Source organism: Microbacterium sp. KR10-403 (genome assembly GCF_040196215.1).
Lineage (GTDB): Bacteria > Actinomycetota > Actinomycetes > Actinomycetales > Microbacteriaceae > Microbacterium.
This window is the reverse complement of sequence record NZ_JBEGDC010000004.1, coordinates 448,171-465,088: the sequence shown is the minus strand read 5'-3', so window position 1 is coordinate 465,088 and position 16,918 is coordinate 448,171. Positions and strand designations below refer to the sequence as shown.

The 16,918-nt window shown below is 67.5% G+C and carries 14 protein-coding genes; 5 read left to right on the top strand and 9 right to left on the bottom strand.

From position 1 onward, the window contains the following. Positions 1-3 precede the first annotated feature (3 nt). Both ABMQ42_RS11430 and ABMQ42_RS11425 read left to right on the top strand, forming a co-directional pair. Positions 4-837, top strand: a complete 834-nt coding sequence (locus tag ABMQ42_RS11430) for an SDR family oxidoreductase (protein WP_349723114.1) — start codon at positions 4-6, stop codon at positions 835-837. After that, positions 831-1,754 carry a dihydrodipicolinate synthase family protein gene (locus tag ABMQ42_RS11425; RefSeq protein WP_349723113.1) on the top strand — a complete coding sequence of 308 codons (924 nt, stop codon included), beginning with the start codon at positions 831-833 and terminating at the stop codon, positions 1,752-1,754. Before ABMQ42_RS11430 ends, ABMQ42_RS11425 begins: the two co-directional genes overlap by 7 nt. A 66-nt stretch (positions 1,755-1,820) precedes the next feature. Here the strand turns inward: ABMQ42_RS11425 and ABMQ42_RS11420 are convergent, their stop codons facing one another. The 7 genes from ABMQ42_RS11420 to ABMQ42_RS11390 form a co-directional block, all read right to left on the bottom strand. Then, entirely contained in the window at positions 1,821-2,618 is a 798-nt protein-coding gene (locus ABMQ42_RS11420) for a DeoR/GlpR family DNA-binding transcription regulator (protein ID WP_349723112.1), read from the bottom strand. Positions 2,619-2,678: 60 nt separating this feature from the next. Then, positions 2,679-3,647, bottom strand: coding sequence for a ketose-bisphosphate aldolase (locus ABMQ42_RS11415; RefSeq protein ID WP_349723111.1), 969 nt, complete (start codon positions 3,645-3,647; stop codon positions 2,679-2,681). A gap of 20 nt (positions 3,648-3,667) precedes the next feature. Further along, positions 3,668-4,306 carry a class II aldolase/adducin family protein gene (locus ABMQ42_RS11410; RefSeq protein ID WP_349723110.1) on the bottom strand — a complete coding sequence of 213 codons (639 nt, stop codon included), beginning with the start codon at positions 4,304-4,306 and terminating at the stop codon, positions 3,668-3,670. Continuing rightward, the gene (locus ABMQ42_RS11405; RefSeq protein ID WP_349723109.1) at positions 4,303-5,784 is read right to left on the bottom strand and encodes an FGGY-family carbohydrate kinase; all 1,482 of its coding nucleotides are present in this window, start codon (positions 5,782-5,784) and stop codon (positions 4,303-4,305) included. Before ABMQ42_RS11405 ends, ABMQ42_RS11410 begins: the two co-directional genes overlap by 4 nt. Beyond that, positions 5,781-6,680 carry a carbohydrate ABC transporter permease gene (locus ABMQ42_RS11400; RefSeq protein WP_349723108.1) on the bottom strand — a complete coding sequence of 300 codons (900 nt, stop codon included), beginning with the start codon at positions 6,678-6,680 and terminating at the stop codon, positions 5,781-5,783. The genes ABMQ42_RS11405 and ABMQ42_RS11400 overlap by 4 nt, the downstream gene beginning before the upstream one ends. Beyond that, on the bottom strand, positions 6,677-7,582 hold the full coding sequence (locus ABMQ42_RS11395) for a carbohydrate ABC transporter permease (protein WP_349723107.1): 906 nt from the start codon (positions 7,580-7,582) through the stop codon (positions 6,677-6,679). Before ABMQ42_RS11395 ends, ABMQ42_RS11400 begins: the two co-directional genes overlap by 4 nt. A 65-nt stretch (positions 7,583-7,647) precedes the next feature. Then, positions 7,648-8,997: an ABC transporter substrate-binding protein gene (locus ABMQ42_RS11390; RefSeq protein ID WP_349723106.1), complete on the bottom strand. Its 1,350-nt coding sequence runs from the start codon at positions 8,995-8,997 to the stop codon at positions 7,648-7,650. A 295-nt stretch (positions 8,998-9,292) separates the two neighbouring features. Between ABMQ42_RS11390 and ABMQ42_RS11385 the strand changes: the two genes are divergently transcribed. The 3 genes from ABMQ42_RS11385 to ABMQ42_RS11375 all read left to right on the top strand — a co-directional run bounded on the left by ABMQ42_RS11385 (position 9,293) and on the right by ABMQ42_RS11375 (position 13,683). After that, positions 9,293-10,282 (top strand): LacI family DNA-binding transcriptional regulator, encoded by a 990-nt coding sequence (locus ABMQ42_RS11385; protein WP_349723105.1) that lies wholly within the window; start codon positions 9,293-9,295, stop codon positions 10,280-10,282. 249 nt (positions 10,283-10,531) lie between these two features. Then, positions 10,532-12,052, top strand: a complete 1,521-nt coding sequence (locus ABMQ42_RS11380; RefSeq protein WP_349723104.1) for an FGGY-family carbohydrate kinase — start codon at positions 10,532-10,534, stop codon at positions 12,050-12,052. Beyond that, positions 12,049-13,683, top strand: coding sequence for a fucose isomerase (locus ABMQ42_RS11375; RefSeq protein WP_349723103.1), 1,635 nt, complete (start codon positions 12,049-12,051; stop codon positions 13,681-13,683). Before ABMQ42_RS11380 ends, ABMQ42_RS11375 begins: the two co-directional genes overlap by 4 nt. 69 nt (positions 13,684-13,752) lie before the next feature. Here the strand turns inward: ABMQ42_RS11375 and ABMQ42_RS11370 are convergent, their stop codons facing one another. After that, positions 13,753-15,090, bottom strand: a complete 1,338-nt coding sequence (locus tag ABMQ42_RS11370; RefSeq protein ID WP_349723102.1) for a M64 family metallopeptidase — start codon at positions 15,088-15,090, stop codon at positions 13,753-13,755. Between the two features lie 163 nt (positions 15,091-15,253). Next, positions 15,254-16,603, bottom strand: coding sequence for a magnesium transporter (mgtE, locus tag ABMQ42_RS11365; RefSeq protein ID WP_349723101.1), 1,350 nt, complete (start codon positions 16,601-16,603; stop codon positions 15,254-15,256). Positions 16,604-16,918: the final 315 nt, after the last annotated feature.

Sequence of the window (16,918 nt, the reverse complement as noted above, 5' to 3'; positions counted from 1 at the left end):
CTTATGGAAAAGGCAAATGATCCTCTCTTCTCGGTCACTGATCGCATCGCGGTCGTCACCGGCGCCTTCGGCCAGATCGGGACTGAGTTCGCAAAGGCCTTGCATGAGCGCGGCGCACGTGTGGCCGTCACATCTCGTCGAGATATGGAGGATGCCGCCTCCCGACTGGGCATCGAAGACGACGACGGCCGTTTGCTCGCAGTGCGGATGGACATCACAGATCAGCAGAGTGTGGAACGCGCGCTCCGGCAGGTGGTCAACACCTGGGGCGTGCCGACCGTCCTCGTGAACAACGCCGGGATCGATACCCAACCCAGCGCACCGCCAGAGGTATCGGGACCTTTTGAACGTTTTCCGCCGGAGATCTTCCGAGAGGTGGTGGAGACCAATCTCGTCGGTACCTTCCTCGTCACGCAAGCGGCCGGTCGGCTCATGCGTGAGGCAGGGGTCTCCGGCTCGATCATCAACGTGGGGTCGATTTACGGCATGGTCTCGCCTGTGCAGGACATATATGCATACAAAGCAGAAGACACGGGGGTCCCCTTCGTGAAGCCGGTCGCGTACTCCGCCGCCAAGTCGGGTGTGTACAACCTGACCCGATACTGCGCGACATATTGGGGGCGCGAAGGCATTCGGGTGAATACCCTCACCCCGGCCGGGGTGTGGCGCGACACACAAGACGACAAGTTCCACGCGAACTACGAGGCACGTATCCCTATCGGACGCATGGCGCAGGCGGATGAGTACAACGGAGCGCTGATCTTCCTCGCCTCGGACGCGTCTCGATATATGACCGGCGCGAACCTCGTCGTGGACGGAGGGTGGACGGCATGGTGAGCGATCTGATTGGCGAACGTCTCTTCGTCGCGGCATGCACTCCGATGCGCGAAGACGAGTCAATCGACTTCGACAGCCTTGCGTCACTGGTCGACACCGACATCCGCCGGGGGGTGGAAGGCGTCTATGTCGGCGGATCGACCGGCGAGGGGATGTTGCTGAGTGCTGCGGAACGCATCGCCGTCGCACGGACAGCGGTCGAGTCAGCCCAAGGACGTGTCCCGGTCTTCGCACACGTCGGCGCGATGACAACACGTGAAGCTCTCGAACTTGCGGCGGCTGTGCAGGCGGCCGGAGTAGCGGCGATATCCATGATTCCACCGCTCTACTACGGATACTCGACAGCGGACGTCATTGCGCACTACCGCGAGGTGATCGATGCTGTGGACATCCCGTTCGTCGTCTACAACATCCCACAGTTCACCGGACGCGACATCGTCGACGGCGGCTACGAAGAGCTGATGGCGCTTCCTCAGGTCATCGGGATCAAGCACACGTCGCAAAATCTCTTCGGGGCAGAGCGACTCGTTGCTCAGTACCCTGACGTGCAGTTGATCAACGGTTTTGATGAGCTCTATCTGCCCGCACTGTCGATGGGCGCAACAGCATCTATCGGCACGACCGTGGGGCTGCAGATCGAGCTCTTCCTGTCCTTGCGGGAACGCGCGCGCAACGGCGACTTCGCAGGCGCACGCACCGTTCAGGTTCGAATCAACGAGACTCTCGACGGCATGGTGCGTGAGGAGGTCTTCGGCGCGGCGAAGTATCTGGTCGGCAAGTACGCTGTCGGCTGCGGTCGCTGCCGTCGGCCGCTGAGAGCCCTGGACGACGAGAGCCTGCGTCGACTCGACCTCGTGTGGGAGCAACTGCAGCGGAGTATCGAAGAAACGGCACAGGAGGATCGGTCCGCGGACTGACGGGCGGGTGACCCTCCGGTTGTCCACTGCCACCCGATCGCCTTGATCCTTGCAACAGGTGAAGAATCAGACGATGAGCAGTTCCAGGCCGGTCTTCCTCACAAGATCAAGCTGCTTCGGGTCTGCCTCCTTGGTTGTGATCAACAGATCCACATCGCTAAGTGGACCCACTCGACTGCTACGGACAACACCGATCTTCGAGCTGTCGGCGACCAGCACGCGCCTGGCCGCCGCCGCGAGGAGCCGGCGTTTGACGTCCGCCTCGGGGAAGTTCAGATTGCTGATCCCCGACTCGACCGACACCCCGTTGCAGCCGATGAAGGCGATGTCGGCGCGCACCCGGGACAGCAGCGCGTCGGCCATCGGATCGACGAGGGAGTGCTGGGCGGGCCGCAGCGTGCCGCCCGTGACGACGACGGTCACCCGGGGATACGCCGTCTCCAGCTCGAGGGCGATGTTGAGCGCGTTCGTGACAACCGTGATGTCGGCCAGCTGCTCGCGGCGCGGAAGTTCGCGCGCGATCGCCGTGGTGGTAGTGCCGACGTCGAGCATCACGACCTGATGCGGCTTGATGAGATCCGCCGCTGCCGCGCCGATCCGAACCTTCTCGGCGGCCGCCTCGCCGGCCGCCACGTCGAACGTGCGCTCCAGGGTCGCCGATCCCAGTCCCGAGATCGCGCCCCCGTGCACCCGCTGGATCGCGTTCGTCTCCGCGAGCGCCTCGAGGTCGGCGCGCGCGGTCACCTCGGAGATCCCGAAGTAGTTCGCGAGATAGGTCACCTTGGCGAAGCCGCGTCGCTCGATGAGGGCGAGAATGTGCTGTCGTCGGGCCGCGGCAGGCAGATATCTCGATGGCTGATTCATCGCTTGCAGTCTCGCCCGGCGCGGCGGCCGCTGTCAACGAGGACGCGGCCGCCGTGCACCTCAGTGGACCGCCAGGCGTCCCGCCGAGCCGAACTCGCGCATCCGCTGCGCCACGGCGGCGGCCATCGCGTCGATCGTGACGCCGATCGCGGCGCTCGGCTCGACAGTCGTGCGGTCGGCGTCCAGCGCCTCGCGCAGGGCTGCTGTCCACGCCAGGTGCGAGTCGGTGCCCTGATTGATCTTGCGGATGCCCGAGGCGATGCCCTGCTGCTTCTGCTCGGTGTCGATCCCGTACGAGGACGGCAGCCGCCCGCCGTGCTCGTTGATCGTGCGGACGCTGTCGGCGGGGATCGAGCTGCTGCCGTGGAGCACGAGGAACGTCCCGGGGATCCCGGCGTGGATCTGGGCAATGAGCCCGATCCGCAGCCGCTGCCCCTGCTCGTCCGTCGTGAACTTGACCGAGCCGTGGCTCGTGCCCACGGCCACTGCCAGGGCGTCCACCCCGGTCCGCGCGACGAACTCGGCGGCCTGCGCGGGATCGGCGAAGATGATGTCCTCCACGATCCCGCGCACGCCCGCCTCTGCCCCGCCGATCGTTCCCAGCTCCCCCTCGACGCTCACCCCGAGCGGATGCGCGTGCTCGACGACCGCGCGGGTGGCCGCGACGTTCGCGTCGAAGTCGGCGGGCTCGTCGGTTGCCGCATCCCGGCTCGCGTCGATCATGACGCTCGTGAACCCGTGCTCAATCGCGCGTCGGCAGTCGTCGAACGTGCGCCCGTGGTCCAGGTGCAGCACCGCGTCGACGGTGGGGTGGCTCTCGATCAGCTCGCGAAGCCGATCCCACCACCACCCCTCGTCGTCGTAGGGGTGCATCCCGGCGATCGCCTGCACGATCACGGGGGACTGCTCCTGCCGCGCGGCGCGCAGGACGGCGACTGCCTGGTTCAGGTCGGACACGTTGAACGCGCCGACGGCGTAGCTGTCCGCCTCTGCGTGGGCGAGGACCTCAGTAAGTGTCTTCAGAGTCATGGTGTTCGGGATGCCTCGAATCAGAGCGACGTGGTGATGCCGAGCTTCTCGAACTCGAGGACGATCGGCGTCGGGGTGGCGATGCGCGAGTAGATCTGCACCTTCGCGGCGGACTCGACCGCGACGGACGTCTTGAACGCGTCGCGGAGGTTCTCGCCCACCGTCAGCAGACCGTGGTTCCCCCAGACGACCGCGTTCAGATCGCCCATGACATCGCACATCGCGTCGCCGAACTCGGTGCGGTTGCTCAGCGCGAACGGCATGATCGGGACGTCCCCCTTGGTGTAGATCACCATGTTGACGAGGGTTCCCCGGATCGGCTCGCCGATCACGCCCCACACGTTCGCGAACACCGGCTCGGTGTGCACGATCGCGTTGACGTCCGGGCGGCGCCGGTAGACAGCCATGTGCACCGTGACCTCGGAACTCGGCTCGTGCGGTCCCTCGATGAGGTTCGAGTCCCCGTCGACGAGCACGATGTCCTCGGCGGTCATCTTGTCGTACTCGAGATCGGTCGGGGTGATCAGGAAGCGGTTCGGCTGGTCCGGGACCCGGATGCTGATGTTGCCCTGGGTGTTGAAGTTCAGGCCGTACTGCATCGAGCGCAGGCAGTACTCCAGGATCTGCTCCTTGGCGGCGGCGAGATCGAACGTGCTCATGTTTTCTCCTCATCGTTCACGAGCGTGTGAATGGTCGGTGTGGTCGTGATGTACAGGTCGACGAAGCGCTCGCGCTGCCGCCGGTACCAGTCCGCGTGCTCCCGGTCTGGGACGGCGGGTTCGCCCAGCAGCGCGTCGGGAAGGGCGTCCAGTCCGGTGAACGTGCCGGTGCCCAGGCCTGCCAGCAGAGCCGCCCCGCGCGCCGACGACTGGCCGGGCACGGGCCGGAGGGAGCGCCCAGCCGCGTTGGCACGCACGCGCAGGGCGCGTTCGTTCGACCCGCCGGTGCCCACCGTGCGGATGTCACCCACCTTGATGCCGCGATCGGCGAACGCCGCCGTGATCTTCGCGAGCTCGTAGCCGGTGGACTCCAGGAACGCGCGGGCCAGCTGCGGCCGGGTCGTGTCCAGCGCCAGGCCCGCGATCACCCCTCGGGCCCCTGGGTCGTTGTCGAGCGTCCCCGAGCCCGCCAGATACGGCAGAATCAGCAGGGGCGAGGGGGCGTCGTCGAACTGCGTGAACAGGTCGGAGATCGGCTCGCGGACGAGGTCGGCGAACCACTCCAGCGACCAGCCGCCGGCCGCCGTGCCGGCGAGCGTGATCCACGCCCCTTCTGCGATCGGATAGCACGCGAACCCGGTGCCGTCCAGGCCCGCCGGGCGGTGCGCGGTCAGGACGGTGAGGCAGTCGCTGGAGCCCAGGGCGAACACGCTCGGGCCCCCCGCCGCGCCGCCGGCGCCGAGGAACGAGGCCGCCTGGTCGTGCACGCCCGCGACGATCGGCGTGCCCTTGGCGAGACCGGTGCGGGCCGCGGCATCCGCGTCGACGGCGCCGATCACGGTCCCGGGAGCGGCTACCCGCGGCAGCGCCGAGGCGGGGATCTCGATTCCGGCGGCTTCGCCGGCGGCCGATAGCGTCCGGTCCGACCAGTCGAGCCGTCCGACATCGAACGCGCCGGTGCGTGCGGCCATCGAGTAGTCCGTGGCGGGCAAGGCACCCAGCCGCGCCGCCACGAATGCGTCGAGCGTGCGGTAGCCGGCGGCATCCGTCCAGCCGTCGCCGCCCGCGGCGATCTTGAAGATCGAGAACATGGGATGAAGCGGTTGCCCCGTGATCGTCTGGAACGCGGCATGGCCCAGAAGACCGTCGATGACGGACGCCGCGTGCGTCCCCCGGCGGTCCATGCTCACTGGGGCGGGCGCGAGAGCTCTCTCCTGTGCGTCGACGGGGACAACCGCCTCACCCTGAACGCTGAAGGACACCGCCGTGACGGGGTCCTTCAGCACGGCCGGGGAGATGACGATGGATGCCGTCGCCTCCCAGACCGCAGCCAGCACGGCTTCCGCGTCGGTCTCGACGCGGTCGGCCGAGCGCGACAGCGGTGTGCGCACCGCGTGCTCGGCCAGCAGCGCGCCGTGCTCGTCGAAAGCCGCGGCCCGCACGCCGCTGGTTCCCAGATCGATCCCGACGAGGCTCATTTGATGGCCCCCGCCAGTCCGTTGACCAGGTAGCGCTGGATCGAGAGGAACACGAGGACCACCGGGATCGAGATCAGCACGAGCACGGCGAACAGGGCGCCGGGCTGGCTGAGGAAGATGCCCTGATAGGCCAGCGGCACGAGTGTGAGCGGCTTCTTGTCGTTGTCGCTGAGCGAGACCAGCGGCAGCAGGAAGTCGTTCCACGCCATCATGACCTGCCAGATCACGACGACCGAGATCGCCGGCCGGGCGAGGGGCAGGTAGATGCGCCAGAAGATCTGCCACACGCTCGCGCCGTCGATGACCGCCGCCTCGAACGTCTCGTAGGGGATCGCGAGGAACGCGGTGCGGATGATGATGACCGCGAACGGAAGCCCGAGGGCGGAGTACACGAGCACGAGCCCGAGGATCGAGTTGTACAGGTTCAGGGACTGCAGGATCTTGAAGACCGCCACGACGATGCCCGACATCGGGAGCACGAGCCCGAGGATCAGGATGCCGAAGAACAACGCGCGCAGCGGCACCCGGAGCCGGGCCAGCGAGAACGCGGCCATCGCGCCGACGATCACAACGATCACGACCGACGGCACGGTGATGAGCAGGCTGTTCAGCAGGTGCAGCAGGATCGGGTTCTGCTGCCACACGAGCACGTAGTTCGAGAAGGACGGCGCCGCCGGGAACATCCCGAAGAACGTCGTCGCCGGGTTGTTCGACGGCATCAGCGACAGGCCGACGACCATGAACACCGGCACCATCCACAAGATCCCCAGCGGGATGAGCACGAAGTGCAGCCAGCGTCGGCGGCCCGAGACCCTCCTGCTGTGGTGCAGCCGGGGCCCACCGGGGCGCGTGGCCTCGTCGGTGGTGAGCAGACGCTGCGTCATCGTGGTCGTCATTTCTCGTCTCCCGTGATGAAGCCGGCACCGAACACTCGGACCATGGACAGCGATGCGGCGACCGCGATGACGATCAGCACGACGCTGATCGTGGACGCGTATCCGACGCTCTGCAGCTGGAACGCCTGCTCGAAGGCGTAAGTGGGCAGCATCTCGGATGCGTGCGCGGGGCCGCCCTGGGTGAGCACGTAGACGAGCTCGAAGGTCTTCAGCGACCCGATGACCCCCAGGAGCAGGAGGGACAGATGCGTCGACTTCAGCAGCGGGAACGTGATCCCCAGCGTGGTCTGGAACCCGTTCGCGCCGTCGATCTTGGCGGCCTCCAGGACGTTGTTGTCGATGAGCTGGAGCCCGGCGAGGTAGAACAGCATCGAGAAGCCGGTCCACATCCACACGTTGACGAAGATGACCGCGAAGATCGCCGTGCTCGGGCTGCCGAGCCAGTCCCCGGTGAGCCAGGTGATGCCGGTGGCCCGCCCGACCGACGAGATCACGCCGTTGGAGGGATCCATGATCCGCTGCCACACGATGCCGACCACCACCGGCGACAGGATCGCCGGGACGAAGAAGATCGCCCGATAGGCGGTGCTCGCGAACACACCGCGGTTCAGGCCGAGCGCGAGCAGGAACCCGATCAGCGACTGCGGGATGATCGTGAGCACGATCCACAGCCCCGAGTTGCGCAGGGTGATCAGGAACACCGGATCCTGGAACAGCTGCACGTAGTTCTGCAGCCCGACGAAGGTGCCGGCGTTGACGCCGTCCCAGTCGAGGGTGCTCGCCTGGATGTTGTAGACGATCGGGTAGACCACGAACACGGCGAACAGCACGAGGGCGGGCACGAGGAACGCGAGCCCGGGAAGGTTGCGGGTAAGTCTGGTTCTCACGGTCAGAGTGGTCATGGTGGTCCTCTCAGGGCGCCCCGGTTGTACGCGGTCCGGGGCGCCCTCTCACGAGCGGTCGGAGATCAGCCTGCGGCGAGGACCTGGTCCTGGACCTTCTGCACGGCGGCGGCGGCCTGCTCCGGCGTCTGCGAGCCGGTGGCCACGGCCGACAGCGCGTCGCCGACCGCGGTGTCGATCTTCGGGCTCTCGAAGTAGCGCGAGTACTTCACCTTCGGCAGCCAGTCGTTCACGAACATGTCCCAGATCTGCTTCTGCTTGTCGCTCGTGAACTTCTCGGGGGTGACGCCCTGCACCGCCGGGATGTCGTTCATGGTGTTGACGAGCTTCTGCGCGCCCTCGCCGGCGATCCAGTCGGTGAGCACCTTGCAGGCCAGGGTCGGGTTCTTCGTGTTCTTCGAGATGCCGAGCGCGACATCCGTGCCACCCACGTACTGCGACTCGGCCGCGCCGCCGGGCACGGTCGGGAACAGGAAGGGCTGGTATCCGGACATGCCCTTGGACAGGTCGGGGATCGTGGACTGGTCCTTCGTGGGGTCGGACTGCTGGATCCACCAGGCGCCCAGCGGGATCATCGCGGCCTTGCCGGCCTCGAACTGGTTCGCGCCGCTGGGGTAGCTGTCCAGGCTCAGCGCGCCGCTCTGCGCGATGCCGTCGGTGAACAGCTTCTGCCAGTAGTCGAACGCCTTCACGATCTGCGAATCGGTCCATTTCGCCGAGCCGTCCTCGGCCTTGTAGACGTATCCGGGATCGACGTTGTTGGCGATTTGCAGGAACACTACGTTGCGCACCCAGCTGTCCTTCGCGGGCAGCAGGAACGGCGTGTACGAGCCGCCCTTCATCGCCTTGACGGTGTTCGCCAGCTCGTCCCAGGTCTTGGGGATCTGCTGACCCGCGGATGAGAACAGGTTGGTATTGGCCCACATGTTCACGGTCTGCACCAGAATCGGCAGCGCGTAGTAGTTGTCGTCGCCCTTCGGGTTGCCCAGCTGCGCCTGCTCGAGGCCGATCGGGTAGAACTTGTCCTTCCAGTTCGCGCCCCACGTCTTCTCCGCGCACTCGTTGAGCGGGAGCAGGTTGTTGCGGTACTGCTGGGTCAGCGCGCCCGGCTGCAGGCCGATGATGTCGGGCATCGTGTTGGAGCTGGCCCGGGTCTGCAGGTCGACCAGGTACTCCGGGTAATTGAAGATCGTCGAGTCGATCGTGGTGCCGGGGTTCGCGTCCTGGAACGCCGTGACCATCTGCTGCGTCGTCTGCTGGATCGGGCTCCAGGACCGGAACGTGATCTTGCCCGTGTCGCCGGACTCGGTGCCGCCGTTGTTTGGGGCGGCACCGCCTGCGCAGGCGCTGAGCACGAGCGTACCGGCGGCCAGGGCCGCCGCGGCGATCCAGCCTCGCTTTGTTCTCCTTGACATGCTGTGTCCTCCGTTACTTCCTTGTACCGATCAGCGCGCGGATGCACGAGGTCTTGCCGGGAGCCTATGTCAACATGAAACCGATTTCGTCTGAAAGGCGGGGATCCTTCCGATATCTCCACAAACCGCGGAATTCCCAATGCTGGGGCCTGTCGAAAGCGAAAATCCAACGGGAATAGTGGCGTGCTCCTTCTGGAGGGGGCGAAGCTGCGGCCAGCCACAGCAATCGATTTCATCGCGCTAGGGTGAGTGTCGTGCGCGAGAACATCCCGCGCACGATACGCGGGGTGAGTGCATGACCACGATCTATGAGGTGGCAAAGTTGGCCGGAGTCTCGCCGGCGACCGTCTCGCGCGTCTTCAACGGGCTCGGCGTCTCCGAGGAGAAGACGCAGGCGGTGAGGGATGCTGCGCGGCAACTGCGCTTCAGTCCGAACCGCACAGCCCGATCGCTGCGCCGGCAGGAGTCGGAAGTTATCGCCCTCGTGATACCCGACATCGAGAACCCGTACTTCACCGAACTTGCACGCGGAGTCGAAGACGTCGCGCAAAGCGCTGGGTATTCCGTTGTGCTGTGCAACTCCGACGCGCAGGTCGAGAAGGAGGCCCGGTACCTGCAGATCGCGGTCGCCGAGCACATGGCCGGAGTGATCCTCGCAGCGGCCGCCGACCATACCAATCTCGACGACATTATCGCCACGGGTCGACCAGTCGTCGCCGTCGACCGCGGTACCGGATACGACATTGACGGTGTTGTCATGGCGAATCGCGCGGCCGGCACGGCGGCCACAGAGAATCTGGTGGATGCCGGATACCGCCGCATCGCCTTCCTCGCGGGGCCCGAGCACATCGAGACCGCGCAGGAGCGCGCCCAGGGGTGGCGGAGGGTCATGGCCGAGCGGCTGCCCGAAGCCCCCGTCGACGAGCTGTTGCACTACTCGAGCTTCCAGGTGGAAGGCGGGCGTAAGGCGATGGAAGAGCTGCTCAGCCTGCCGGGGCCGCCTGACGCCGTCGTCGCGGGGAACAACCTCATCGGGGTTGGAGCGATCCAGGTCCTCACCGAGCACGGCTTGACTCCGCCGCGGCTCGGCGTGGCAGTCATCGGCTCATTGCCGTTCACCACGCTGTCGCCGAGCGCGGTGACCCTTGTGCGTTTGCCTGCGCGGCACATGGGTGTCACGGCCGCGAAGCTGCTTCTCGAGCGGATCGGCGGCGATGACCAACCGGCTCGCACGGTCGTGCTGCGCAACGAGGTGCAACCGGCGACGGCCATTCGCGCGGTCTGAGCCCCGGCCTCCCGCCCGCCCTCCTGCGCGCGAGATAACCCTCCTGTGTGTGAGAGACCCTCCTCTACGCGGGGTGCTCCAGACGCCTACCGCACTCCGCACCGGGTGATCTCGGCGACAGGAGGGTCATCTCGGCGAGGGGTGGACCTCGGAGTGGGCTGCGGTTGCGGCGCATTGTGTATGAAATCGATTTCGTGTAGCGTGGGGCCGCGGTCGCGAAGGCGTCAGAAACCGCACCGGGAGGACGCGATGAAGTGCACGCTCGGCGTTGACGTCGGCACGTCCAGCACGAAGGGTGCGCTGCTCGACGAGGCCGGCGCGACCCTCGCCACGGGCGCGATTGCGCACGATGTCGGGCGTCCACGAATGGGCTGGGCGGAGATGGATGCCGCGGTCTGGTGGCGCGAGTTCGTCGCGCTCTCCCGCGAGCTGCTTTCCCGCGCGGGCGATGATATCGATCTCACCGGCGTCGGCGTGAGCGGCATGGGCCCATGCGTCGCCCTCACCGACGAACACGACGAGGCTGTCCGCCCCGCCATCCTCTACGGCGTCGACACCCGCGCGACTGCGCAGATCGAGCGGATGACCGCGGAGCTCGGCGTCGACGAGATCGTCCGGGTCGGGGGGTCTCGCCTGAGCAGCCAGGCCGCCGGCCCCAAGATCGTCTGGATCGCCGACGAAGAACCCGCCGCCTACGCGCGAGCCCGTCGCCTGTTCATGCCGGCCTCGTACCTCGCCCGCAAGCTCACCGGTGCATACGTGCTCGACCACCAGTCGGCGAGCCAGACCACCCCGCTCTACGACGTCGAGCGAGGTGCGTGGCACGAGCCGTGGTGGGATCGCTTCGCGCCCGGCATCGAGCGTCCTCGGCTGCGCTGGGCGGGCGAGATCGCCGGAACCGTGACGGCCGAGGCGTCCGAGGCCACCGGCATCCCGGTCGGAACACCGGTGACGACCGGCACCATCGACGCATGGAGCGAGGCGGTGAGCGTCGGCGCGCACGGGACCGGCGATCTGATGCTCATGTACGGCACGACGATGTTCCTCATCGTGACCGGCGAGCGGACCCTGCGCACCCCGTCGATGTGGACGACGGTGGGTGCGTTCGAGGGCACCCGCAACCTCGCCGGAGGGCTTGCGACCAGCGGTGCGATCACCGCCTGGCTGAAGGAGCTCACCGGGTCCGACTACCCCGTGCTGCTCGCGGAGGCAGAGGCATCCGGCCCCGGTGCGCGCGGAGTGGTGATGCTGCCGTACTTCGCCGGGGAGCGCACACCGATCCTCGATCCCGATGCGCGCGGCGTCATCGCCGGACTCACGCTCGACCACTCGCGCGGCGACCTCTACCGGGCCGCGCTCGAGGCCACCGCGCTCGGCGTGCGGCACAACGTCGAGACGATGCGCGCCGCCGGCGCGGACATCCGCCGCATCGTCGCCGTCGGCGGCGGCACGCAAGGCGCGCTCTGGATGCAGATCGTGTCGGATGCCACGGGCCTGACCCAGCAGGTTCCGCAGACGACGATCGGCGCGAGCTACGGCGCGGCGTTCCTCGCCGCGACGGCAGTGGCGGGGCCCGGTGAAGCCCCGCGCATCGACGACTGGAACCCCATCGTGCGGACGATCGAGCCGGATCCCGCGGCATCCCTCGTCTATGACGACCTGTTCGACCGCTACCTGCGGCTGTATGCCGGCACGAAGGACGTCGTGCACGAGCTGGTACGGGCCCAGCACGCGACACTCACCGACCCCGACCTCAAGGAGGCACCATGACCGACTACACCTTCCCGACGCCGACGGCGCGGCCGACTGCGGCCCCGAACACGGTCTACCTGATCACCTCGGGCGACCTTCGCGAACCGGCGAACATCGACAGCTGGCCGGTGCAGGCAGGGGTCGAGGCGGCGGTGACGAAGGCCTTCGAGGAGCTCGGCTGGAGCGTGCAGCGCGCCTTCGGCGTCGACGAAGAGCGCGGTCACGGGTTCATCCGCAGTCAGCGCATGGGCATGGAGGTGTTCAAGAACATCCCCGTCGACGCCCCGCTCGTGGTCGCGATCGCGAACTGGCAGTACTCGCATCACGTGCTCGCCGGCCTGCGCACGCACCGCGGGCCGATCCTGACCACTGCGAACTTCGCGCCCGATTGGCCGGGGCTGGTCGGGCTTCTCGGCCTGAACGCCGGGCTCACGAAGATGGACAAGGAGTACTCGACGATCTGGTCGGTCGACTTCACCGACGAGTGGTTCCGCGCGGGGCTCAAGGAGTGGGTCGAGACCGGTCGCATCACCCACGACGCGTCGCACGTGCGCGATCTGCCCGCGCTGCCGTCGTCGCCCGAGGTCGAGCTGGGCAGGGCGCTGGCCGCGCAGCTGGTCGACGACAAGGCCATCATCGGCGTGTTCGACGAGGGCTGCATGGGTATGTACAACGCGATCTTCGACGATGAGCTGCTCAACCACACGGGCATTTACAAGGAGCGCCTGTCGCAGTCGGCGCTGTACGCCGAGATGCTGACCGTGACCGACGCCGAGGCCGACGCCGCCTACGACTGGCTGACCGATCAGGGCATGACGTTCGAGTACGGGCAGGATGCCGCGACCGAGCTCACCCGTGACCAGGTGCAGTGGCAGCTCAAGATGTACATCGCCGCCCTGCGCATCGCCGACGATTTCGGGTTGGATGCCGTGGGCATCCAGTATCAGCAGGGCCTGAAGGACCTCGTGCCGGCGTCTGACCTCGCCGAGGGCATCCTGAACTCCACGGACCGGCCGCCGGTGCTCTCGCGCGACGGACAGCGTGAGCTGCACGCGGGCCGCGCGTTCCCGCACTTCAACGAGGCCGACGAGGGCGTCGCGGTCGACGCGCTCGTGACCAACCGGGTGTGGACGGCGATGGGACTGAACCCCGACACGACCCTGCACGACGTGCGCTGGGGCGAGGACTACGACGGCGAGTTCGTGTGGGTCTACGAGATCTCGGGGTCGGTGCCGGCGTCGCACCTCGGCGGCTGGGACAAGGCCGTCGGCAACAGGCAGGGGCACGTGTTCTTCCCCGCCGGCGGCGCGACGATCAACGGGGTGTCCAAGCCCGGCGAGGTGGTGCTCTCGCGCATTTACATCGCGGACGGTGCTCTGCACGCGGACCTGTTCCGCGGGTCGGTTGTCGAACTGCCCGCGGAGGAGTCGCAGCGCCGCAAGGATCTGACGAACCCCGAGTGGCCGATCGCCAGCGTCGTGCTGCACGGCCAGAGCCGCGACCAGTTCATGGCGCGGCACAAGGCCAACCACGCGCAGCTCGTCTACGCCCCCGACGCCGAGACCGCCGACAAGGCGCTCGCCGCCAAGGCCGCAATGCTCGACGGCATGGGCATCACGGTGCACCTCTGCGGGGAGGTGAAGCTGTAGGGCGGCCGAGAGACGACGGCAGGCCCCGCGCGCGTTCGTGACGCGCGCGGGGCCTGTATCGCTGTCGGGTCAGCGCTTCTTGTGCGGTTCCGGCGCGACCGTCCAGGTGACGGAATCGGTCAGGTAGTCCGCCCTGAACTCGGGGTCGCGCACCCAGGAGGTGGTGTCGGTGACCACGGCCTTCACGGTGCGCACGTCGACGCCACCGTTGCTGTGCGCACCCTTACCGTGGCCGTTGCTGACCGTGTTGATGCGCACGGTCGACTTGCCGCGCCACGGCTTGTACTCCTTGCCGTCGACATACCAGCGGATCTTCACCGTGTCGATCGGCACCGCGCTGACGGTGAGTGTGCTCTTGGCCTTGACCGCCGTGTCGTTGGCCGTGTGCGCGTCGATGAGCCCCGTGAACGTGTAGAACGACTGCACCATCTTCTCGCGGCTGGGCAGGTTGAACTCGCGGCCGAGGCTGCGCATGAGCGAGTTCTCGCTGGGGCGGTAGACGCCCAGTTCGGTGTAGTACGCGCCCTCGTAGGTGTCGGTGACTCCGCCGTCGGGCGAGGGCTCGCCCAGCCAGCGCCACCACTTCAGGTGGTCGGCCGTCATCGTGGCGGCGTCGTAGGTCGACGCGTTCGCCTCGACCGGCTCGTCCCAGACCCATTCGCTGCCGTCGCCGGGGTAGGCGTAGTAGGGGTATTCGTCGGCGAGGTCGCCGATCGAGTGGCCGAGCTCATGCGACAGGATCTCGGGTCCCGACGCGTTGCCGCCGCTGAAGGTGACCATCTCGTCGGAGGTGTAGCCGGCGCCGCCGTAGGTGGAGCTGTTGACGACCACGCCGATCTGGTCGGCCTCGGGGGCGAGCGATGCATACTGCTTGACCGCATCGACGTCGGCGCAGATGAGGCGGTCGAGGTTGTTGCAGTAGTAGTAGGTGCCGAGCGGAGTGTCTTTGACGACGTCGGCGGTGGGGTCGCCGCTGACGCCCGACACCGGCGAGGTGATGTTGATGCTCCAGACGTTGAAGAGGTCGCGGTAAGTGTGGAACGGCTCACGCTCCGACAGCAGCTCCCACGCGGCCTTCATCTGCTCGTCGTACAGGTCCTGCTCATCGGCGGTGTAGCCGTCGCCGAGGAACACCAGGTCGATGCGGTTCTCGCTCGGACCGTGGATCTCGACCGGAGTCAGGGTCGCTTCCGCGGTGGGGGTCGCGGCGAACGAGCGAGCCCGCGCAAGCGGGGTCGCGACCTCGGTGCGGGTGATCGACCCGTCCTGTGAGAAGACCTCGACCGTGGTGGCGTCGCTGCCGTCGGTCGTGTCGGAGTCGGCTGCGGCGGGGACGGCCGCGAGAGCGGTTGCGATCACGGCGCCGGCGGTGAGCGCCAGGCCGGTCACGCGGAGGGGATGATGCACGTGATGTCCTTTCGGGGGAAATCGGAACACACAGATATTCGGTTGTTGAGAAGTCACAGTAGGGATGCTGTGAATCGACCGTCAACGAAATCGGCCCGACCGTCCCGTGGCGATTTACGACGAATACCGTCCGGGATTTGCGGATGGAACGGCGCCAGGCGGCTCAGAGCCCGAGCACGGTCTTCGCGATGAGGAAGTAGATCACCAGGCCCGTGGCATCCACGAAGGTCGTGATGAACGGGTTCGAGAACACGGCCGGGTCCACGTGGATGGCCCGTGCGACCAGCGGCATGATCCCGCCGATGGTCGCCGCCACCGTGCACACGGCGATCAGGGTCAGGCCGATCACGACGCCGATCGGCCAGGTGTAGATCGCGCCGGCGATGGTGAACCCGACGATGCCGAGGGCGAGGCCGAGCAGGAAGCCGACGCGCACCTCGCGTCCGAGCACGCGCAGGATGTCGCGCGGCGCCACCTCGCCGAGCGCGAGCGCGCGGGTGACGGTGGTGGCCGCCTGGTTGCCGGTGTTCCCGCCGGTGCCGATCAACAGCGGCACGAACAGCGCGAGCGCGGTCATCTCCGCCAGGGTCGCCTCGAAGTGCGAGAGCACCTGCACAGTCAGCGTCGCCCCGATGGCGAGCACGAACAGCCACACGACGCGCGAGCGCACGAGCCGAGGGATCGGCGTGCTCAGGTACGGGCGTCCCAGCGGCTCGACGCCGCCCTGGCGGGCGACATCCTGACTCTCCTCGTGCTTCAGGATGCGGGCTGCGTCGTCGAGGGTGAGGATGCCGACGAGCCGCCGCTCGCTGTCGACGATCGGCAGCGCGAGCAGCCCGCGGTCGGCGCAGATGCGCGCGGCCTGCTCCGCGTCGCTGGTGGCGCTCGCCGTCTGCGGCTCGGTCATGACGTCACCGATGGCCGCGTCGTCGGACGCCGACATCAGATCGCGCAGGCTGACGACGCCGACGACCTCACGCCCGGCGCCGGTGACCGGCAGCGTGTAGACCGTCTCGGCGTCGTCGAGCCGCGCGCGCACGCGCTCCATCGTCTGCGCGACGGTGAGGCCGGGGTGCGTGGTCACGAAGTCGAGGCTCATACGGCGGCCCACGGCATCCTGCTCGTATCCGAGCACGGCCGCGGTCAGCTGACGGTCGCGCACCGGCAGCCCCTGCAGCAGGCGCTGCGCGACCGAGGCCGGCAGCTCGTCGAGCAGCCACACGCGGTCGTCGGGGTCGAGGTCGGCGAACACCGTGGCGACCTCGGAGTCCTGCAGCTGCCGGACGAGGTCTCCCTGCACTGCGGGCGAGAGCGCGTCGAAGACGGCAAGGGCCCGGTCCTTCGACAGCAGCCGGAACAGCACCGCGCCCGCCCGGGGACTCAGGCGTTCGATCGCGGTCACGATCTCATGCGGATCCAGCGCGGTGACGGCGTCGGATGCCGCGACCAGCTCATTGCCCGAGAGCAGCTGTGCGAGGTCGTCGATACGGTCGGTGAGTTCCTGGATGGTCATGGCGGAGCCTCCTGCAGCGCGCAGGCGCATGCAGCGCCCACGCGGGTCGGATGGGAAGGGGTGCCACCCCTGGCTCAGCGCAGAGGGCTCAGTGCAGAGCGGTGGAGGTGGCGTTCGGCAACGGACTGCAACTGTCACTACTCATGTCGAACCACCTCGCTCTCGTTCTCCAGGGCGCGTCTCACGCCGCGTCAAGCATAGACCGTCCGCGCTGGGCGGTCGGTGGGCAGGTGACGGGATGCCGCGGGCCGCGGCATCCATCCCCCACAGCGGCCCGGAACATGGCGCACGCCGCCATGGCCTCACAGACTTCGG